General features: G+C 70.4%; 16 protein-coding genes. 11 read left to right on the top strand and 5 right to left on the bottom strand.

The genetic code is table 11. The features are described from left to right. Positions 1-12: 12 nt before the first annotated feature. A complete protein-coding gene (locus JGU66_02610) occupies positions 13-1,569 on the bottom strand; it encodes a serine/threonine protein kinase (protein MBJ6759638.1) in 1,557 nt (518 codons plus the stop codon). Between the two features lie 324 nt (positions 1,570-1,893). Between JGU66_02610 and JGU66_02605 the strand changes: the two genes are divergently transcribed. From JGU66_02605 to JGU66_02595, 3 genes are all read left to right on the top strand, one after another. Continuing rightward, positions 1,894-2,763, top strand: coding sequence for an ABC transporter substrate-binding protein (locus tag JGU66_02605; protein ID MBJ6759637.1), 870 nt, complete (start codon positions 1,894-1,896; stop codon positions 2,761-2,763). A 215-nt stretch (positions 2,764-2,978) separates the two neighbouring features. Continuing rightward, a complete protein-coding gene (locus JGU66_02600; GenBank protein MBJ6759636.1) occupies positions 2,979-4,808 on the top strand; it encodes a BamA/TamA family outer membrane protein in 1,830 nt (609 codons plus the stop codon). A 68-nt stretch (positions 4,809-4,876) separates the two neighbouring features. Next, entirely contained in the window at positions 4,877-5,443 is a 567-nt protein-coding gene (locus JGU66_02595; protein ID MBJ6759635.1) for a RecX family transcriptional regulator, read from the top strand. A gap of 14 nt (positions 5,444-5,457) precedes the next feature. Here the strand turns inward: JGU66_02595 and JGU66_02590 are convergent, their stop codons facing one another. Beyond that, positions 5,458-6,234: a UPF0489 family protein gene (locus tag JGU66_02590; protein MBJ6759634.1), complete on the bottom strand. Its 777-nt coding sequence runs from the start codon at positions 6,232-6,234 to the stop codon at positions 5,458-5,460. Positions 6,235-6,352: 118 nt separating this feature from the next. On the opposite strand from JGU66_02590, the gene JGU66_02585 reads away from it, so the two are divergent. Beyond that, positions 6,353-8,569, top strand: coding sequence for a DPP IV N-terminal domain-containing protein (locus JGU66_02585; protein ID MBJ6759633.1), 2,217 nt, complete (start codon positions 6,353-6,355; stop codon positions 8,567-8,569). Between the two features lie 119 nt (positions 8,570-8,688). Here the strand turns inward: JGU66_02585 and JGU66_02580 are convergent, their stop codons facing one another. The 3 genes from JGU66_02580 to JGU66_02570 all read right to left on the bottom strand — a co-directional run bounded on the left by JGU66_02580 (position 8,689) and on the right by JGU66_02570 (position 13,148). Beyond that, entirely contained in the window at positions 8,689-8,892 is a 204-nt protein-coding gene (locus JGU66_02580) for a cold-shock protein (GenBank protein MBJ6759632.1), read from the bottom strand. A 169-nt stretch (positions 8,893-9,061) separates the two neighbouring features. Then, entirely contained in the window at positions 9,062-10,282 is a 1,221-nt protein-coding gene (odhB, locus tag JGU66_02575) for a 2-oxoglutarate dehydrogenase complex dihydrolipoyllysine-residue succinyltransferase (protein MBJ6759631.1), read from the bottom strand. After that, positions 10,272-13,148 (bottom strand): 2-oxoglutarate dehydrogenase E1 component, encoded by a 2,877-nt coding sequence (locus tag JGU66_02570; protein ID MBJ6759630.1) that lies wholly within the window; start codon positions 13,146-13,148, stop codon positions 10,272-10,274. Before JGU66_02570 ends, odhB begins: the two co-directional genes overlap by 11 nt. A 238-nt stretch (positions 13,149-13,386) precedes the next feature. Here JGU66_02570 and fabI point away from each other — a divergent pair, with 238 nt between their 5' ends. The 7 genes from fabI (at position 13,387) to JGU66_02535 (ending at position 20,607) form a co-directional block, all read left to right on the top strand. Continuing rightward, on the top strand, positions 13,387-14,220 hold the full coding sequence (gene fabI / locus JGU66_02565) for an enoyl-ACP reductase FabI (protein MBJ6759629.1): 834 nt from the start codon (positions 13,387-13,389) through the stop codon (positions 14,218-14,220). 158 nt (positions 14,221-14,378) lie between these two features. Continuing rightward, positions 14,379-14,756 carry a response regulator gene (locus JGU66_02560; protein ID MBJ6759628.1) on the top strand — a complete coding sequence of 126 codons (378 nt, stop codon included), beginning with the start codon at positions 14,379-14,381 and terminating at the stop codon, positions 14,754-14,756. A gap of 3 nt (positions 14,757-14,759) precedes the next feature. After that, the gene (locus JGU66_02555) at positions 14,760-15,626 is read left to right on the top strand and encodes a response regulator (GenBank protein MBJ6759627.1); all 867 of its coding nucleotides are present in this window, start codon (positions 14,760-14,762) and stop codon (positions 15,624-15,626) included. Then, positions 15,623-16,843, top strand: a complete 1,221-nt coding sequence (locus tag JGU66_02550; protein MBJ6759626.1) for an SAM-dependent methyltransferase — start codon at positions 15,623-15,625, stop codon at positions 16,841-16,843. Before JGU66_02555 ends, JGU66_02550 begins: the two co-directional genes overlap by 4 nt. Beyond that, positions 16,840-17,385, top strand: coding sequence for a chemotaxis protein CheW (locus JGU66_02545; protein MBJ6759625.1), 546 nt, complete (start codon positions 16,840-16,842; stop codon positions 17,383-17,385). The genes JGU66_02550 and JGU66_02545 overlap by 4 nt, the downstream gene beginning before the upstream one ends. Next, the gene (locus JGU66_02540; GenBank protein MBJ6759624.1) at positions 17,375-19,537 is read left to right on the top strand and encodes a response regulator; all 2,163 of its coding nucleotides are present in this window, start codon (positions 17,375-17,377) and stop codon (positions 19,535-19,537) included. Before JGU66_02545 ends, JGU66_02540 begins: the two co-directional genes overlap by 11 nt. Beyond that, the gene (locus JGU66_02535; protein ID MBJ6759623.1) at positions 19,534-20,607 is read left to right on the top strand and encodes a chemotaxis protein CheB; all 1,074 of its coding nucleotides are present in this window, start codon (positions 19,534-19,536) and stop codon (positions 20,605-20,607) included. Before JGU66_02540 ends, JGU66_02535 begins: the two co-directional genes overlap by 4 nt. The last annotated feature ends 44 nt before the right edge of the window (positions 20,608-20,651 follow it).

Genomic DNA, 20,651 nt, shown 5'->3' with positions numbered 1-20,651 from the left:
CTTTCACTGTTCTCACTGGTAGGGATCGTCCTTGTACGCGGACGAGCCGGGGCCCTTGCTGGGCCGCGTGCTCGCCTTCTTCGTCTTCGTCAGCTTCTGGTTGAACCGAATCTCGGTGCCGGTGCCCTCGGCGAGGACGATGATGCGCTGATAGCCGTCCAGGCTGAAGGTGAGCTGGGCGCTCGCGTGACCGAGCGCGTCCGAGGGAACCTCGATGTTCACCGGCGTCTCGCCCACCAGCTTGCCCTCGTACTCCACCTGAGCGCCGGAGGGCTCGGTGGTGATGAGGAAGCGAACCGGATCCGGAATGGGCGCCAGGTCATCGCGCGCGGGAGGCGGCGAGGGCGTGGGCGTGGGCGCCGGGGTGGGCGCGATGGCGGTGGCCTCGACCGGAGCGGGCGAGGTGGGCTCGGGCGTGGCCGGGCGCAGCGCCACGACCAATGCGCCCGCGATGCCAAGGAGCACCGCGCCGCCGAACAGCGCGACCGCGAACCCCTTCTGGCTCTTCTTCTCGGGCTCCTCCACGGAGATATCCAGCGCCACGGTGCTGGGGCCGGAGCCGGGCATCACGTGCGGGCCGGTGTGCGGACCGCTGATGGGGCCGCTGCCCACCGCCGTGCGGGGGCTGGAGAAGACGCCGCTGACGCCCGAGGCCGCGGCGGCGCGGCGCATGGCGTTCATGACATCTTCCATGGACTGGAAGCGGTCCTCTGCGCGCTTGGCCAGGCACTTCATCACCACCGCCTCGACCTCGGGCGTGACGGTGTGCTCGGGCCACAGCGAGCCGAACGCGGGCGGCGGCTCGTTGATGTGCTTGACGATGACGTCGATGCTCTGCGCGGCCAGGAACGGCGGCCGTCCCATGAGCATCTGGTAGAGCACCACGCCCAGGCTGTAGATGTCGCTGCGCGGGTCGGAGACGTTGCGCGCCTGCTCGGGCGCCATGTACTGCGGCGAGCCCAGGATGATGCCCGTCTGCGTGAGCGACGCGTCCTTGGGGACTGGATCCGCGTCGCCCTGGATCGACTTCACCAGGCCGAAGTCGAGCACCTTCACCACGTCATGGTCGGTCTCCTGGTTGAGGACCATGATGTTGGCGGGCTTCAGGTCGCGATGGATGAGGCCGACCTTGTGGGCCTCTCGCAGCGAGCGCGCCACCTGCTGGGTGATGTTGAGCGCGCGGCCCCATGGCAGCGGCCCCTCCTGGGTGAGGAGCTGCGACAGCGTGAGCCCCTCCAGGTACTCCATCGCGATGTAGAAGATGCCGTCGTCGGTCTTGCCGTAGTCGATGACGGTGACGGTGTTCGGATGGCGCAGCCGCGCGGTGACGCTGGCCTCCAGGAAGAAGCGCTTCTGGAAGCCGGGGTCCTTGCCGTCGCTGTACTGCGGGTTGAGCACCTTCAACGCCACCAGCCGCTCCAGCGGGAACTGGACGGCCTTGTAGACGCGACCCATGCCTCCGGCACCGAGCGTCTCCAAGATGCGGAAGCGCTCGTTCAATACTCTCCCCAGAAGGGGATCCGTCACGTCGGGTGGCGCGCCCGCCGTCGGGACGTCGCTTTCGATCATGTCTTCCCCCACCGAGCGAGAAGGACGGGAAACGTCCGGTCGAGCGGGGGGATGGTAACACCGCAAATGTCCGTCTCCCAAGAGACCTGCATCGCTGCCGCAGCGCGGCAGGGGCCGAGAATCCGGCTCCCGCCGCTGCGCCAGCCGCCCTCCCATACCGCAAGTCTGGGTGCGCGGACAGGTTGCTTCCACTCGGGCTCATGCCTTCGAGCGCGCACTCCGGGTCGGGTGGCGCATTGCGTCATCGCGGATCCGAACAAGAGGGAACCGGGTGGGTTGTCGGCGCGCTCGCGGTGGCGGAGAGGGGCCACTAGGGTGCCGCGCATGAACGCCCGCCTGTCCGCGCTGCTTGCTTCGGCCCCGCCGTATCCGCGGCGGGTGGTGTGCATGACGGAGGAGACGACGGAGGTGCTCTACCGCATTGGCGCGGAGGACCTCGTCGTCGGCGTGTCGGGCTTCACGGTGCGCCCGCCCGCGGCGCGCAAGAAGCCGCGGGTCAGCTCGTTCCTCGACGCGGACTTCGAGCGCATCTTGGAGCTGAAGCCGGACCTGGTGTTGGGGTTCTCGGACCTGCAGGCGGACATCGGTCGCGAGCTGTGCAAGCGCGGAGTGCCCGTCTATCTGTTCAACCAGCGCTCCATCGCGGAGATCCTGCAGGCGGTGCGCGTGACGGGCGCGCTCGTGGGCCGCGCGGAAGGGGCCGAGGCGCTGGCCACGGAGCTGGAGGCCAACCTGGAGCGTCACGCCGACGCCGCCGAGTCGCTGCCGCGCCGTCCGCGCATCTTCTTCGAGGAGTGGCACGAGCCGCTCATCTCCGGCATCCGGTGGTGCTCGGAGCTGGTGGAGCTGGTGGGCGGCGTGGACATCTGCAGTGAGTCGCGCGCGTCCCAGGGGGCCAAGGGGCGCATCTTCGACCCACAGGAGGTGGCGCGCCGACAGCCCGACGGCGTCATCGCGAGCTGGTGCGGGCGCAAGGCGCAGCGGGACAAGATTGTCGCTCGGCCGGGCTGGGAGTCGGTGCCCGCGGTGCTGGCGGATCAGCTTTACGAGGTGCGGAGCGCGTACATCCTCCAGCCGGGGCCCGCGGCGCTGTCGGATGGGGTGGCGCAGCTCGCGCGCATCGTCGCCGCCGTCGCGCGGGGTGAGACGCTGCCCCCGGCTCGGGATGGGGAGCTGCGCTCGGCGTTGTCGTGACGTGGGGCCCTGGCGGTGGGCGTGGCCCGTGACAGGATGGGCGCGTGCCGCTCCTGTTGCTCGCCCTGCTCATCGCACCGCTCGCCCAGGTTCCGCCGGGGTCTGATGCCGCGTCCGCGGATGCGGGCACGGCTTTCGTGCAGTCTCCGCCGATGGGCGGAGGGAGCACTGCTCCCGTGCGGGCAGCGCCCGATTCAGGCGTGAGCGCTGCGCCGATGCCCTCGGGTGTCGAAGCAGGGACGCGCGCCGCTTCGGTGGTGGCTGGTATTGACGCGGGAGCGAGCAACGGATCCACGCCGTCGGATCCGAACGATGCGCAGGCAAGTGCCGCTTCTGGCTCGGGCACGAGTGGCGCGTCGCCCGATGCGAGCGTGGGCGCGGACTACGAGCAGACCCTCATCGCGTGGGGCCTCGCGCGAGGCGGCGATGTGGTGGAGCCCGAGCCCGAGGGCAAGGTGCTGGAAGACGTTCGCGTCGCCGCCGAGGACGTGGTGGCCCAGAGCGACCCGTACCCGAACTTCCTCAACATCTTCCATGCGCGCACGCGCGACGACGTGGTCCGTCGCGAGGTGTTGCTGACGCCGGGCCAGCGGTACTCGGCGGCGCTCGTGGAGGAGTCCGTGCGCAACCTGCGCAAGCTGGGCCTCTTCTCCGCGGTGCGCGCGGTGACGGTGAAGGGCAGCCAGCCCGGGACGGTCGTGCTGCTGCTCATCACCAAGGACCTGTGGTCCCTGCGGCTCAACAGCGACTTCTCCGCGGTGGGCTCGCTGCTCCAGTACCTGCGGCTCCAAGGCACGGAGCAGAACTTCCTCGGCCGCGGCAAGAAGGTGGCGGTGGACTTCGTGCTCCGCCTCGACACCCTCAGCCTGGGGCAGAGCTACACCGATCGGCGCGTGCTCGGCAGTCGCTGGGCCCTCAGTGAGTCCGCGGCGGTGTTGCTCGGTCGCGACAGTGGCAAGCCCGAGGGCTCGCGCGGCAGCATCTCCGTGAGCCGGCCGCTGTACTCGCTGGCCACGCCGTGGAGCGTGAGCTCCTCCGTGGCGTGGAACGTGGAGACCGCGCGTCAGTATCGCGGGGCGGAGATCTGGCAGCTCCCGTTCCCGGACGGGCCCGCCGTTCCCTACGTCTACAACGCGCGCGAGGTGGCGGGCGGCGTCACGTACACGCGCTCGTTCGGTCAGCGCTACAAGTGGAACGTGGGCATGGGCGCGGGCGCCTATCACGATGCCTACGCCGCGCCCGTCTCCTCCATGCTCACCGAGGCGCAGGAGGCGTGGTTTCGCAGCAACTACCTCCCGCGCGCCGAGGACGCGGCCTACGCGGGCCTGTCCCTCAGTGCCTACGAGGCGCGCTACGAGGTGTTCCACGACCTGGATTCGTATGCGCTGTCGGAGGACGTGCAGCTCGGCCACTCGATTGGCGCGTCGCTGCGATATGCGCCGCCGGTGCTCTCGTCCGCGGCGCACTACGCGCAAGGGGCGGTGACCGCGCGCTACCGCGTGCGCTGGGCGGGAGACGCGCTCACCTCCGTGTCCGCCGCCGCCTCCATTCGCCGGCAGCTCGGCGAGAACGCGGGGTGGACGGACCGGCGCTGGGCCACCGAACTCGTGCAGGCCTCGCCGCAGTTCCTGGGTGGACGCATCGTGGGGCGTGGTGTGCTGGACGTGAACATCGACGACCTGTCCGACCGCATCAGCCTGTTGGGCGGTGGCAATGGCCTGCGCGGGGCGCTCGTGGATGCGTACTCGGGCAAGCGGCTCCTGCTGTTCAACCTGGAGTACCGCTCACCTCCGCTCGTCATCAAGACGGTGCACCTGGGGGGCGTGCTCTTCCTCGACTCGGGCAGCGCGTTCAATCGCAGGCCGTCGATGGTGACCTCCGTGGGCGTGGGCCTGCGGCTGCTCTTCCCGCAGTTCAACGTGAACCCGTTCCGCATCGACTTCGGCTACGTGCTCAATGGGGACCGTCCTCCCGTGAGCGGCCGGTTCTCCTTCAGCGCGGGGCAGGTGACGGACTACCGGCCCTCGTTCCTGGACGCTCCCTAGGCCGCCTGCCCTGCGAACGTCGTGGGTGCGTGCGCGGCGTCAGACCCGGGTGGTAGACACGCCGCCGCATGGAAGACGAGCTGAAGGGTGACGCGGGCCGGGGCGGCCCCAAGAAACCGAAGCAGCCCCGGAAGGTCTCCCCGCGCTACCTGGAGAACGCGGCGCTGCATTACCTCAAGCGCTACGCGGCGACGGTGAGCCAACTCCAGCGCGTGCTGGAGCGACGCGTCGACCGCTCGCTGCGCTGCCACGGAGGCGACCGCGCCGAGGCGCTGGGCTGGGTGCGCGCGCTCACCGAGAAGCTCGTCCGAAACGGGCTCGTGAATGACCCCGCTTACGCCGAGATGAAGGCGCACGCGCTGCGCGCCTCGGGACGCAGCGCGCGGGTCATCACGCAAAAGCTTCGGATGAAGGGCATCGCGCCCGAGGTCGTCGCGCAGAAGCTGGCGCTCGCCACGGAGGACGTGTCCGAGGAGGCCGCCGCGCGCATCTGGGCCCGCAAGAAGCGGCTGGGGCCCTTCCGCAGGGACTTGAGCACCCGCGAGGAGAACCGGCGTCGCGACCTCGCCGCTCTGGCTCGCGCGGGGTTCTCCTTCGCGACCGCGAAGAAGCTCGTGGATGGGCCGGTGGAGTGAGTGGCGTCGGAGCCCTACGGCGGCTCCACGCGCAGCAGCTCTCGAAACAGCACCTCGGCTATGTCGCGGAACAGCGCTCCCGAGGCGAGCAGTCCGCCGCAGTGATACGGCTCGCGCGCCAGCGTCAGGGCCACGGCCTTGCTCAGCACCGCGTCCCAGAAGGGCTCGGAGTCCGAGGGCAGGAGGAACTCGCGGATGAGCGCACGGGGCCAGGGAATCACCGTGGTGGGGTCCGCGTCGCTCAAGGTGGTGAAGCAGTCCAGGTCCACGTCGAGCAGCACCCGCTCGGCATCCTCGAGCACGGTGCGCACGGCCTCGCCGGGGGCGGGGGCTCTATATGCCTCCGCCGCGCGGTCCACCGTGGGCGCGATGACCAGCCGGTGGGTGCGCCCGCGCGTGTCCACGTAGGTGTCCTCGGTGAAGGCGCCGCGCGGTCGCGAGCGGGCGATGAGCAGCGCGTCTCCCACCACTCCGGCCTCCATGGCGGCGAGGATGTGGTCGTAGTTGCGGACATCCAGGGACCAGCGCGCGTGTTCATCCAAGGCGCGCAGCCCCGCCGAGATGTCCGGTACGTCCGAGGGCCGAGCAGGCACGACGGTGTCCAAGTGACGGTCGAGCGTCACCAACAGTGCTGGCGGCCCAGCCGCTCCGAGCGCGCAGACCCACGAGGGGAGGGCGAGCCGATGGGGGTCGAAGACGTAGGCATCCGAGGGGCCTCGGCCTCCGCCCAGAGAGAGGCGGATGACTCCGGCCAGTCGCAGATGCTGCGTGGCGTCGTCGTCGGGGCGCATGTCCAGGGAATCCTCTCGTGGGCCTTGGGTTACCCGGCCCGCGCGGCCGGCGGAGTGTAGGCTCGGCCCCGCCTTCACGCGAAAGGAGACCCGCTCCCCCGCGGGTGTTCAAGCACGCATGCGACAGGTCCTCACTGCCGCGCTCCTCCTCATGAGCGCTCCTTCCGTTGCCCAGGAGAACAAGACTCCTCCCATGGCTCCCTCGCAGACCCAGGTCGATACCTTCCTGCGCCAGTACTCGGACACGCGTCGCTTCATGAGCGGCCGTCCCGTGGGCGTGCGCATCACCCCGGACGAGAAGACCGTCCTCTTCCTTCGCACGCAGCCCACCTCCAACGTGCAGATGCTGTACGCGTTCGACGTGGACTCGGGGCAGACCCGCGAGCTGCTCACCCCCGCCTCCATCCTCCAGGGCACCGAGGAGACCCTCACCCCCGAGGAGAAGGCCCGCCGTGAGCGCATGCGCGTGAGCGCGCGCGGCTTCACCACCTACAGCCTGTCCGAAGACGGCACGCGGCTGCTGGTGCCGCTCTCCGGTCGCCTCTTCGTGGTGGATCGCGCCACGGGCAAGTCGCAGGAGCTGAAGACGGGCCCGGGCGTGCTGGACCCTCGCCTGTCGCAGGACGGCAAGCAGGTGGCCTACGTCCGCGACCATGACCTGTACCGCGTCGACCTGGCGACCAACCAGGAGAAGCGCGTCACCACGGGCGGCACCGAGCAGAAGACGCACGGCCTGGCCGAGTTCGTCGCGCAGGAGGAGATGAGCCGCTTCTCCGGCTACTGGTGGAGCCCGGATGGCAAGTCGCTCGCCTACACTGAGTCCGACACGAGCGACGTGGAGAAGCTCACCATCGTCGACGTGATGCACCCCGAGCGAGGCGGCGAGGTGTTCGCCTATCCACGCCCGGGCAAGCCCAACGCCAAGGTGCGCCTGGGCATCGTCCCCGCCGCGGGCGGCAAGACGGTGTGGGCGCAGTGGGACGCGGCGAAGTACCCGTACCTGGCCACCGTGAAGTGGGACAAGGGCGGGCCGCTGACGCTCGTCGTGCAGGACCGCGTGCAGATGGAGGAGCAGGTCCTCTCCGTCGATGTGCGCACGGGCAAGACGCAGCCGCTGCTCACGGAGAAGGACGCGGCGTGGCTCAACCTGGACCAGGACTTCCCGCTGTGGCTCGAGGATGGCAGCGGCTTCCTCTGGTACACCGAGCGCAACGGCGGCCCCGAGGTGGAGCAGCGCAAGGCGGACGGCTCGCTCGTGCGCTCGCTGGTCAAGCCCGACGCGGGCTTCCGCACCCTCAGCCGCTTCGTGCAGGCGGACCACACGCTGTTCTTCACCGGCGGCTCCAACCCCACAGAGAGCTACCTGTGGCGCGTGAAGGACGGCGGCGCCCCGCAGAAGGTGGCGTCCGGCGTCACCGGCCCGGCGATGGAAGGCGGCGCGGTGTCCAAGCAGGGCGGGCTCGTGGTGCTGGGCACGCAGGGCCCCAAGAGCATGCCGCGCACGTACGTGCTGCGCCCGGACGGCACCCGCGTGGGCGAGCTGCCCGAGGTGGCGGACGAGCCGCCCTTCTCCCCCAACATGGAGATCCGCCAGGTGGGCCCGCGCAAGTTCTGGGCGGCCATCATCAAGCCGCGTGACTTCAAGCCCGGCCAGAAGCTGCCCGTCATCGTGGAGGTGTACGCCGGCCCCACGACGACCACCGTCGCCCAGTCCATGGCCGCCAACCTCCTCAACCAGTGGATGGCGGACCAGGGCTACCTCGTCGTGAAGTTCGACGGACGGGGCACGCCGCTGCGCACCGCGGAGTGGGAGCGCTCGGTGAAGTACGACTTCGCCGGCGTCACGCTGGAGGACCAGGTGGCCGCGCTCCAGGCGCTCGCCGCCGAGATGCCGGAAGTGGACATGAACCGCGTGGGCATCGAGGGGTGGAGCTTCGGCGGCTACATGTCCGCGCTCGCCGTCCTCAAGCGCCCGGACGTCTTCAAGGCCGCGGTGGCCGGCGCCCCGGTGGTGGACTGGCTGGACTACGACACGCACTACACCGAGCGCTTCCTCGGCGTGCCCTCGGAGCACCCCGAGGCGTACGAGAAGAGCTCGCTCTTGTCATACGTGAAGCAGGACAAGCCCATTGGCGCGCTCTTGCTCATGCACGGCACCGCCGATGACAACGTCTACTTCTTCCACTCGCTGAAGCTGAGCGACGCGCTGTTCCGCGCGGGCAAGCCGCACGAGCTGCTGCCGCTCAGCGGCCTGACGCACATGGTGCCGGACCCGCTGATTACCCAGCGCAAGCAAGAGGCGGTGATGTCCCACTTCAAGCGGTACCTGAAGTGACGCGCTGACGTGACGCGCGGAACCCATCGCTGAAAAGCCAGAGGCCCGGCCTCCTTCAAGGGAGTACCGGGCCTCATCATGTGGCCAGTCCGTGAGGAGTGGCCTGAAACGCGACGACTTCAGGCAGCGCGGACGTTCTGCGCCTGCAGGCCCTTGGGGCCGCGGGCCACGTCGAACTCCACCTTCTGACCCTCGGCCAGGGTGCGGAACCCGTCCATGTTGATGGCGGTGTGGTGGCAGAACACGTCCTCGCCGCCGCCATCCTGGGTGATGAAGCCGAAGCCCTTCGCGTCGTTGAACCACTTCACGGTACCGGTTGCCATGTTGCTTCCTTGCGGTCTGCGGGGCGGTGTGGAGAGGCCGCCCGTTCTTCCTGCCCCCCCGACGACCGGGGAGGCATCCTATTTGTAGTGAAAGGGCCGACTGGAAGTCCAGCCGGCCCCTTGGATTACGGGAGTTGACGTGATTGCGGCGGTTGAAAGCCGCGCCGCGTCAGATGTCGAGGAGCAGCCGCTCCGGGTTCTCGATGCACTCCTTCACCCGGACGAGGAACTGCACGGCCTCGCGGCCGTCCACCAGCCGGTGGTCGTAGGTGAGGGCGACGAACATGATGGGCCGGATGACGACCTGGCCGTCGCGGGCCACGGGGCGCTCGACGATGTTGTGCATGCCCAGGATGCCCGTCTGCGGCGGGTTGAGGATGGGCGTGGACAGCATGGAGCCGAAGGTGCCGCCGTTGGTGATGGTGAACGTGCCACCCTGCAGGTCCGGCAGGGTCAGCTTGTCGTTGCGGGCGCGGGCGCCGTAGTCACCGACGGTCTTCTCCAGGTCCGCCAGGCCCACCTTGTCCGCGTCACGCACCACCGGCACCACCAGACCGCGGCTGCCGCTGACGGCCACGCCGATGTCGTAGTAGTGCTTGAAGATGACGTCCTCGCCGTCGATCTCCGCGTTGATTTGCGGGAAGGCCTTGAGGGCGTCCACGGCCGCGCGGATGAAGAAGCTCATGAAGCCGAGCTTCACGCCGTGCTTGGCCTGGAACTTCTCGTTGTACTTCTTGCGCAGGGCCATCACCTCGCCCATGTCCACCTCGTTGAAGGTGGTGAGCATGGCGGCGGTGGACTGGGCCTGGATGAGGCGCTCGGCCACGCGCTTGCGCAGCGGCGTCATGCGCACGCGCTCCTCGCGGGCGGCGTTGGGGCGCGGGCCGGACGGCGCGGCCGGGGCCACGGGAGCCGGGGCGGCGGGCGTGGCCGGGCGGTTGAGCTGCCCCAGCACATCCTCCTTCGTGATGCGGCCGCCGGAGCCGGTGCCCTTCAGCTGGGCGACGTCCAGCTTGTTCTCCTCGGCCATCTTCTTGGCCGTGGGGGTGATGCGCGCGTCCGGGCCCTGAGCGGCGGACTCCGCGGCCGCCGGAGCGGGCGTGGCGGCCGGAGCCGGGGCAGCGGCGGCGGGCTTCGCGGCGGAGGCGCCGGCGCCGGCCTCGATGAGGCCGAGCACGTCACCCACGCGCACCTTGTCGCCCTCCTTGAAGGCGATGCTGGCGATGGTGCCAGCGGCGGGCGCGGGCACGTCGATGGTGACCTTGTCCGTCTCCAGGACGACGAGCGGCTCGTCCGCGGCGACCGCGTCACCCATCTTCTTGTTCCACTTGCCGACGACGGCCTCGGTGATGGACTCGCCGAGGGGGGGCACTTTCAGTTCAACGGCCATTCTTGGTTCCTCGGAGGATGGCTTCCTCGATGATGAGCTGCTGCTCGTACTCGTGAGTCTTGGGGAAGCCCGTGGCGGGGCTGGCTGCCGCCGCGCGCCCGATATAGCCAATCTTCACCGGGGACTGCGTGCGCGGGGCCACCAGGTCAAGCAGGAGGGGGAGGGCGAAGTGCCACGCGCCCGCGTTCTGGGGCTCTTCCTGCACCCAGAACAGCTCGGTGAGCTTCGGCATCTTCGCGACGAGCCCTGCCAGCTCGTCGAAGGGGAAGGGATAGAGCTGCTCCACCCGGACGATGGCGATGCTCTCGTCCTTGCGCTCGTCCCGAGCCTTCACCAGGTCGTAATACACCTTGCCGCTGCAGAGCAGCAGGCGCGTCACCTTCGCCGGGTCGCCCTTGTCCGCGATGACCTCGCGGAAGGTGCCCGTGGCCAGCTCGTCCAGCTTGCTGGTGGCCTCCGGCCGCCGCAGCATGCTCTTGGGCGACATGATGACCAGCGGCTTGCGCAGCGGCCGGACCATCTGGCGGCGCAGGAGGTGGAAAATCTGCGCGGGGGTGGTGGGGTAGCAGACCTGGATGTTGTCCTCGGCGGCGAGGTCCAGGAAGCGCTCCAGGCGGGCGCTGGAGTGCTCCGGGCCCTGACCCTCGTAGCTGTGGGGCAGCAGGAGGGTGAGGTTGCTCAGGCGGCGCCACTTGCTCTCGGCCGCGGCGATGAACTGGTCGATGATGATCTGCGCGCCGTTGGCGAAGTCACCGAACTGGGCCTCCCACAGGGTGAGGCCGTCCGGCACGTCCAGGCTGTAGCCGTACTCGAAGCCCAGCACGCCCATCTCGGACAGCGGGCTGTTGTAGACCTGGAAGGTGGCGCGGCCGGTGGGGAACTGCCGCAGGGGCACGTACTCCTCGCCCGTCTGCACGTCGTGCAGCACCGCGTGGCGGTGGCTGAAGGTGCCGCGCTCGCTGTCCTGGCCGGACAGGCGCACCGGGTAGCCCTCGGAGAGGAGCGTCGCGTAGGCGAGCGACTCGCCCTCGCTCCACTGCAGCTCCTCGGACTCCAGCATGCCCAGGCGCTTCTTGATGACGGTGCGCTCCACGTCGCGGTGGACGTGGAAGCCCTCGGGGAGGGTGCACAGCTTCTGGAGCGCGTCGCGCAGCGTGGCCTTGTCCACCGCGGTGGGCACGGCCGTGGCGTTCTTCAGCGAGCCGCCCTTGTAGGCCTTCCACAGGCCCTCCAGGGCGCTGGGCTCCTTGAACTGGCTCTCCTGGCGCGCGCGGGTGAGCGCCGCGTCGAACTCCTGGAGGCAGCGCTGCTTGAGCGCCTCGGACTCCTCCGCGGACACGCGGCCCTGCTGCGCGAGCTGCTGCGCGTAGAGCGTGCGCACCGTGGGGTGCTTGCGAATGAGGTCGTACATCTGCGGCTGGGTGAACGAGGGGTCGTCGCCCTCGTTGTGGCCGTAGCGCCGGTAGCAGATGAGGTCGATGACGACGTCGCTCTTGAACGTCTGGCGGTACTCCGCGGCCAGCCGCGCCACGTGGACGCAGGCCTCCGGGTCATCGCCGTTGACGTGGAAGATGGGGATGTCGAGCATCTGCGCGATGGCGGTGGCGTAGATGCTGGAGCGCGAGTCGGACGGGTCGGTGGTGAAGCCGACCTGGTTGTTGATGACGACGTGGAGCGTGCCGCCCGTGGTGTAGCCCTTGAGGCCCGCCAGGTTGAGCGTCTCCGGGACGACGCCCTGCCCGATGAAGGCCGCGTCGCCGTGGATGAGCAGCGGCATCACGCCCACGCGCTCGGTGTCCCCGCCGCGGTCCTGCTTGGCGCGCACGCGACCCTCGACGACGGGGTTCACGCATTCCAGGTGGCTGGGGTTGAACGCCAGCGACAAGTGCACGTGGTGCCCGGTCCGGGTGGTGTGATCCGACGAGAAGCCCATGTGGTACTTCACGTCGCCGCGGCCCAGGTACGCCTTGGGGTCCTTGGGGCCGTCGAACTCGCTGAAAATCTGGTCCGGCTTCTTGCCCAGGATGTTCGTCAGCACGTTGAGGCGGCCGCGGTGGGCCATGCCGATGACGACTTCCTTGAGGCCCATCGCCGAGCCGACCTCGTTGATGGCGTCCAGCATGGGGATGAGGGCCTCGCCGCCATCCAGGCTGAAGCGCTTGGCGCCCACGTACTTCGTGTGGAGGAAGTTCTCGAAGCCCTCCGCGTAGGAGAGCTTGGTGAGGATGTGGCGCTGGTCTTCGACGGAGAACGCGGTGCGGTTCTCGCTGTGCTCCATGCGCTGCATCAGCCAGCGGCGACGCTCGCTGTCGAGCATCTGCATGAACTCGACGCCGATGTGCCCGGTGTACGTGCCACGCAGGCGCGTGAGCAGGTGGCTCAGCTGCACGCGGGGCTCGGCGAACACGCCGTTGCCCTCCACGCTCTGGGTCAGCTCGCGCGCGGTGAAGTGCTTCTCGTCCACCATGCCCATGTCCGCCACGTGCTCCAGCGCCGGTCGCGGGCGCTCGAGCGGATCCAACGTGGCGCGCAGGTGGCCGCGCAGGCGGAACGCGGTGATGGCCTGATCCACCTTGGCCTGCAGGCCAATCGTGTCCTGATCCACGGCCGGAGCGGCGGGCGCAGGCGCGGGCGCCGCGGCCTTCACCGGTGCGGCGGCCGCCTTGCCATTGGCCTTGGCAGGCGCGGCAGGCGGCGCCTCGATCAGCTTCGTGTTGAAGATGGGGCGACCGGCTCCGGAGTTGCGCTCGAACACTTCGCGCCAACTGGGATCCACGCTCGCGGGGTCCTCGAGGAAGCGCGCATAGAGCCCCTCGATGAAGTCGATGTTGCCACCGGAGAGAAAGGTGTCCTGGAAATTCGCCATGGCGGGCCGTCTTTTACTGGAAGGGCGCCCCGTTGGGGGGTTTTCGCCGCACCTTTGTTGAGCCCCCGGGGGGCGACCAGACGGCCTTTCCAGGGAGAACAGGAGGAGTCATGCCCCACGTGAGCGCAACTTCACGTCCACTCCCCATAAAAGGCGGGCGGGCTTTCACCCCTCCCGGCCGGAAGGAGTGCTAGACAGCCCGCTCCAATCCCTTTTCCCCCTCTCGAGGCTCTCGCCGATGCTCCTCCAGGGCAAGAAGCTGCTCATCACCGGGGTGCTCACCCCTCAGTCCATCGCCTATGGCGTCGCCGAACACGCCATCGCGCAGGGCGCGGACGTCCTCCTCACCGGCTTTGGCCGGGCCAAGTCCCTCACCGAGCGGAGCGCGAAGCGCCTCAAGCCCGGGATGGAGGTGCTGGAGCTGGATGTCACCAATCCCGCGCACTTTCCCGCCCTCACCGAGGCCCTGCGCCAGCGGTGGGACCGGGTGGACGGCGTGCTGCACGCCATCGCCTATGCCCCCGAGGACGCCCTGGGCGGAAACTTCCTCAATACGCCCTGGGAGAGCGCGCAGACGGCGTTCCGCATCTCCGCGTTCTCGGTGAAGGAGCTGGCCATGGCGTGCCTGCCGCTGATGCCGCGCGGGGGCTCCATCGTGGCGCTGGACTTCGACAACCGCATGGCGTGGCCCATCTATGACTGGATGGGTGTGTGCAAGGCGGCGATGGAGGCCACGGTGCGCTACCTGGCGCGTGACCTGGGCCCCAAGGGCATCCGGGTGAACACGCTGGCGGCCGGGCCGCTGGCGACGGTGGCCGCCAAGGGCATCCCGGGCTTCAAGGCCCTGTCGCAGGGCTGGGGCCAGCAGGCGCCGCTGGGCTGGAGCGAGAAAGACAGCCACGACGCGGTGGCGCGCACGGCCTGTGCCCTCTTGTCGGACTGGATGCCCTCCACGACGGGCGAGATGGTCCACGTGGATGGTGGATACCACGCGGTGGGTGCGCCACCGGTGGACGCGCAGGCCGAGTCCGCGGCGACCGCCTCGGCCCCTGGCAAGCCGTCCGAGGGCTAGCGGCGCGGAATCAAGGGGGCTTGCGTCACTCGGCTGTCCGGTCTCGCACCGGGTCGCGCCCGTGCCGCTTTCTCCCGCGAGAGTGCTCACGGTAGGATCTGCGAAGAAACGCCGGCGGTCCCGCACTCCGCGGGGCCGGCGTGAGGAGCCGTGGCACAGTGAGCACCAACGTCTTGCTGGTCGACGACAGCCCGACCGTCCGCAACATCCTCAAGATCTACCTGATGAATTTGAAGGTAGGCATTGTCGAGGCCGACGACGCCGCGCGTGCATTGCAGCTCGTGCGGCTTGTGCCCGTGAGCGTGGTGATCGCGGACATCAACATGCCGGGCATGGACGGCATCACCTTCGTGAAGGAGTTGCGGGCCAGCAGCATGCCCCTGGTGCGGGTGGTGCCCGTCATCCTGCTGACGGCCGAGAAGAGCGTGGACCTCCGGCAGAAGGGCACGGAGGCCGGGGCCAATGCGTTCATCCAGAAGCCGGTGTCTCACAATGAGCTGACGGAGACCGTCCGCCAGTTCCTGCCCCGGACCTGATCCGTGAGCCTGCCGTCCCTGCTGCTCGTCGACGACAGCGACGCCATCCTGGCGCTGGAGCGGGCCATCCTCTCGGGCCATTACACCATTCACACCGCCAGCAACGGGCGCGAGGCCTTGGACAAGGTGGGCCGGCTGCAGCCCGCGGCCATGCTGCTGGACCTGTCCATGCCGGAGATGGACGGCGACGAGGTGCTGCAGCGGATGAAGGCGGATCCGGTGCTGGCGGGCATCCCGGTCATCATCATCTCCTCGGAGAAGTCGCGCGCGGAGGCGTGCATGGGGCTGGGGGCCGAGGCGTTCCTGGCCAAGCCCTTCCGCGCGGACGAGCTGCTGCAGACGGTGGGTGACGCGCTCGCGAGCGCGCGGCGCCGGATGCGCACGGGCTCGCTGCTGGTGCTTCGGCTGTCGGTGGGAGACCTGGAGTTCGCCGTGCCGCTGGACGCGGTGCGCGAGGTGCTCCTGCAGCCACAGACGCGGCCGATGCCCACCGGGCCCGCGTACCTGCGCGACTACGTGGAGCTGCGCGGCGCGCCGGTGTGCGTGCTGGACGTGGCGCAGCGGCTGGGGCTTGTGCACAAGGTGCCGCTCGTGGAGCGCATGCTGGTGGTCATCCAGGTGGATGGCGTGGCGCTGGCGCTCGCCGTGGACACCGTGCGCGACCCCGAGGAGTACGCGGCGGCGGACATCGACCGGCGCGAGACGGTGGGCGGCGCCGACCATGGCCTCTTGCGCGAGGGCCTCATCGGGATGCTGCGCGTGGGTGGCCGCAACCAGCCCATCCTGGACCCCAAGGTGTTCATCGCGCGCGGCCTCCTGCGCGAGCTGCCGACGCTCCTGGCGCCGGTGGAGGTGGAGCGGAGCGCATGAGCGGAGGGCTCGACCCCCGGCTCCTCGCCCGCGCGCGCGAGGTGGTGGCCGCCACGACCGGCTTCCGCGACGACGCCATCGCGGGAGAGGCCATGGAGCGCGTGGTGCGCGCGGAGCTGGCGCGCGGGCGCGCCGTGGGCGAGATGCTGGGCGAGCTGCTCCGGCCTGACTCGCCGCTCGCCGCGCTGCTCGTCCGCGCGGTGCTGGTGGGCGAGACGTACTTCTTCCGGCAACCGGAGCACTTCCGGTTCCTCGCGCACGAAGGCATCCCCGCGGCGCTGCGGCGGGGTGGGCTGATGCTGCGCGGTTGGAGCGCCGGATGCGCCAGCGGCGAGGAGCCCTACTCGCTGGCGGCGTGCCTCCTGGCGTGCGCCCCCGCGGGCGTCGCCGTGGAGGTGCTGGGCACCGACATCCACGAGGCGAGCCTGGAGACCGCGCGCCGCGCGACGTACGGCTCGTGGTCTCGGCGCGAGTCCGCCCCGCAGCTGTTTCCCCTCTATATGGCCGAGCCGGATGGCCGGCACGTCACCATCCACCCGGCGGTCCGCCGCGTCACCCACTTCGCCCCGGCGAACCTGCTGGCCCCGCCGCTGGAGCGCTGGGGGCACTTCGACTTCATCCTCTGCCGCAACGTGCTGACCTACTTCTCGACGGCCGCGCGTGACGTGGCCATCGCGCACCTGGCGAGCGCGCTCGTGCCCGGGGGAATGTTGATGCTGGGCACCGTGGAGGTGGACCGCGTGCCGGCGGGGCTGGTGCGTGAGGGGCCGCCCGAGCTTCAGGCCTTCCGCCGCCCGCTGCCCGGAGAGCTGGCGCCGCCTCCTCCGGTGCGCGCGCCCGTGCCGCGCCCCGTTCCGCCTCGGCGCGTGTCTCCGCCACCTCCACCTCCGCCCGCGTTGGTGGCGCCTCCGCCCATGCCCTCGCGCATGCACCTGGACGCGCTGGAGCGCATCGAGGAGGGCGATGAGCCTGGGGCCGCCGCGGTGCTGGAGTCGCTCGTGAAGCAGGCCCCGGACTATCTGCCCGGGCTCTTGGAGCTGGCGCTCCTGCGCGAGCGCGGCGGGGCCCGTGACGCGGCCTTTCCGCTGATGCGAGCCCTCCGGGCGCGCGCCTGTCAGCTTCCTCCCGATGCGCTGGTGGAGGGCCCCGAGGCCCTGCCGGCGCGCTTCTACCAGGCGTCCGCGGACGCCTACCTCAACCTGGGGTCGCTCGAATGAAGGTCACTCCGCGGATGGTGGAGGAGGCCCAGGAGGCCGAGGCCAGGGACCTGCTGGCGCGCCGCGCTGCCCGGCTGCGTGAGCGAGGCGAGAACACCGTCGAGGAGGCGGTCCATTGGATCGCCGAGTTCCCGCTGGGCGAGGAGCGCTACGCGCTGCCGCTGGAGTCGCTGCGCGCCGCGCTGCCCCTGCGCATGGTGACGCCGGTGCCGCTGTCCGCGCCCGCGGTCATCGGGGTGCTGCGCTTCCAGGGTCAGGTGCTCTCCGCGCTCAGCCTCGCGTCGCTCCTGGGCGGACACGGCTGGCGCCAGGACCCCGCGGTCCTGCTGGTGGTGGAGAAGGGCGATGGTGAGCTGTGCGCCCTCGACTGCGAGGCCATCCCGCGTCCCACCACGCTGCCCCTGGCGGCCGTGGAGGCCGCGCGCGCGCGGACGGAGGGCGCGGTGATGGAGATCTTCACCTCGGACCGCCAGCTCATCCACCTCATCGACCTGAAGCGCCTGTTCTCCGAGCGGGACACTGGGGGGCGCCATGGCCGTTGACGCGATGTTGCAGGGGTTGGTCGTCGGGTTCGCCGCCGAGGCCCAGGAGGTCATCCAGAAGGTCACCATGGACCTGCTGGAGATCGAGCGCGATGGCCTGGAGTCCGAGGCGCTCGGGAAAATCTACGTGCGGCTGGGGCGCCACCTGCACACGCTCAAGGGCAGCGCGGCCTCGCTGGGGCTGCAGGACCTGAGCGACATCGCCCACCGGCTCGAGGATGCGCTCGCGCCGGTGAAGGCCAGCACGCAGAAGATGCCGCGCGGGCTGGTGGACACGCTGCTGCATGGGCTGGACCTGTTCATGCTGCGCGCGCAGGCGCACGCGGATGGCCGAGGCGAGCAGCTCCCGGACCCGGCCGCGGCCCTGGCTCAGCTCGTGGCGGATGCGCCGGCCCCGGAGCTGGCAGGCGCGACGAGAAACCCCAGCGGTGGTGCCGAACTCACGGCGCCTTCCGTCGCGGGACCGGGCGCGGCGGAGGCGGCGGCGCTGGCCATGACGGAAGCGCTCAGCGAGACGGCCGAGGCGGGCTGGCGCGTGAGCGCGCGGCAGGTGACGGCGCTGATGCGCGAGGTGGAGCGCCTGCGCGAGGTCCGCCTGCGCGTGGAGGAGCGCAGCCGCGAGCTGGAGCGGGTGGCGACGCTGCTCGCGCGGCAAGGGCTCCTGGCGGAGACGGCCGAGGCGCGCACGCTGCTGTCGGGAACGGGCCGCTCGCTGCGCACCGATGGCGAGGAGACGAGCGACATCGTCGACGCGCTGGAGGACGGCCTCAAGGCCATCACCACGCGGCCGGTGCGCACCATCCTCGAGCCGCTCCAGCGCATGGTGCGCGACCTGTCGCGGCAGTTGGGCAAGGAGGCGCGGCTGTCGGTGGTGGGCGCGGAGGTGTCGTTGGACCGGCGCCTGCTGGAGAAGCTCCAGGGCGCGCTCGTGCACCTGCTGCGCAACGCGGTGGACCACGGCCTGGAGCTGCCCGGAGAGCGCGAACTCGCGGGCAAGCACCACGAGGGCGCGCTCACCCTGCGCATCGAGCAGCAGGGAAACCTCCTGTACCTGGAGGCGAGCGACGACGGGCGCGGCATCGACCTGGGCGCGGTGCGCCGGGCGGCCGAGAAGCGCGGCGTGGCCAGCGCGGACGAGACCTCGCGGCTCAACGACAATCAGGTGCGCGACCTCATCTTCCGCCCGGGCTTCAGCACGCGCTCGGATGTGACGGACACCTCCGGGCGCGGCGTGGGCCTGGACGCGGTGCGCGCGGCGGTGGAGTCGCTCCAGGGCCGCATCGAGGTGGCGAGCACGCCGGGGCAGGGCACGCGCTTCGTGCTGACGTTGCCGGTGGACCTGGGCAGCTCGCCGGTGCTGGTGGTGCGCGCGCTGGAGCAACTGGTGGGTCTGCCCATGCTGGCCGTGGAGGCCACGCAGCTGGCGCGCCTCGAGGCGCTCCGGGTGGGCAAGCGCCGCGCGCATCTGGAGTACCAGGGGCAGCTGTTGCCGGTGGTGAACCTGGGCGCGCGCCTGGGCCTGTGCGCCCCCGCGGCCCCGGCCGAGGGACAGCCGCTGCTCATCGTGCAGAGCGGTGGGCGCCGGGTGGCGCTCGCGGTGGACGCGGTGGTGGGGGACCGGGACCTGGTCATCCGCCCGCTGCCCGCCGAGGTGCGCGACGTGCCCTCCTGGCAGGGCGCGGCCACGCTCAGCCGCGGCGAGCTCTTGCTCATCCTCCGCCCGGATTGGGTGGTGGGGGATACGGAGAAGACGACGGTGGGCGCGGCCAGCCGCCGGGCGCTGGTGGTGGATGACTCGCTCACCGCGCGGGCGCTCCACCGGGCCATGCTGGAGGCCGGTGGCTTCACGGTGCACCTGGCCGCCAGCGGCGCTCGCGCCCTGGAGCGGTTGCAGGCGGATACCTACGACGTGGTCATCTGCGACCTGGACATGGAAGAGATGGACGGCACGCAGCTCATCGCCCACTTGAGGGACCGGAAGGAGACGCGCGCGCTGCCCGTCATCCTGGTGTCCGCGCACGACAGCGCGTCCGCGCGAGAGCGAGGACTGCAGGCAGGTGCCGACGGCTTCCTCAGCAAGCGCGAGTGCGCGGCGGGACGGCTGTTGGCCGAGGTGCTCGACGTCATGAGCCGCAAGGGGAGTCGCGTTTGAACGCGAAGCGTCCCATCCGGGTGTTGGTGGTGGACGACTCGCCCACCATGGCGAACACCGTCACCGCGCTCCTGACCGAGGAGCCGCGCATCGAGGTCGTGGGCCGAGCCGCGGACGGCAACCGCGCCGTGCAGCTCGCGCGGCTGTTGCGCCCGGACGTCATCACGATGGACCTCTTGCTGCCGGGGCTGGATGGTCCGGCGGCCATCGCGGCCATCATGTCGCAGTCGCCCGCGCGCATCCTGGTGGTGAGCGCGGTGGCGGAGCAGCGCGGCGTGGACCTGGGCTTCCAGGCCATGAGCGCGGGCGCGCTGGAGCTCATCGGCAAGCCCAACGTCACCAACGTGGACGAGCTGCGCAAGTGGGGCAAGGACCTGGCCCACTCGGTGTGCCTCATGGCGGAGGTGCCCGTCATCTCGCGACGCCCGCGCCCCGCCTCGGCGCCGCCTCCTCCCGCGGGGGCTCGGGTGGATGCCTTTGGATTGGTGGCCTCCACGGGCGGACCTCCCGCGCTGGCGGATGTGCTGTCCAAGCTGCCGGCGGACCTGCCCGTGCCGGTGCTCATCGCGCAGCACATCACCGTGGGCTTCACGCAGGGCATGGTGCGGTGGCTGTCCCAGGTGTCCGCGATGGTGGTGGGCATGGCGCGCGATGGCGAGCGGCTGGAGCCCGGCCGCATCTACTTCCCGCTGGATGGTCACGACCTGCTGGTGGACAGCGGCGGCTTCGCGCGGCTCCAGCGCAACAAGGGCGGCCCGTGTCCCTCGGGAGACGTGCTGCTGGCCTCGATGGCGGCGGCGTATGGCCGGCGCTGTGGCGGCGGCGTGCTCACCGGCATGGGCGACGACGGCGCGCGCGGGCTCGTCGCCATCCGCGAGGCGGGCGGCGTCACCTTCGCGCAGGATGAGGCCACCAGCGTGGTGTACGGGATGCCCCGCGCCGCCATGGAGATGAAGGCCACCGACCGCTCCGTGCCGCTGTCCGCGGTGCCGAACCTCATCCTCCAGAGCTGCATGCGCCCGCCCTACCGAGGGGCGCAGGGCTCGGATGGGGGAGGTTCCACCCCATGACGCCCGCTCGACTGTTTCCGCGCCCGCTGTCCGCCCCGCGCGCT

It is taken from the genome of Myxococcaceae bacterium JPH2 (genome assembly GCA_016458225.1).
Lineage (GTDB): Bacteria > Myxococcota > Myxococcia > Myxococcales > Myxococcaceae > Citreicoccus.
Note: the sequence above shows the minus strand (reverse complement) of the source record. Positions and strands in the feature narration are given on the sequence as shown.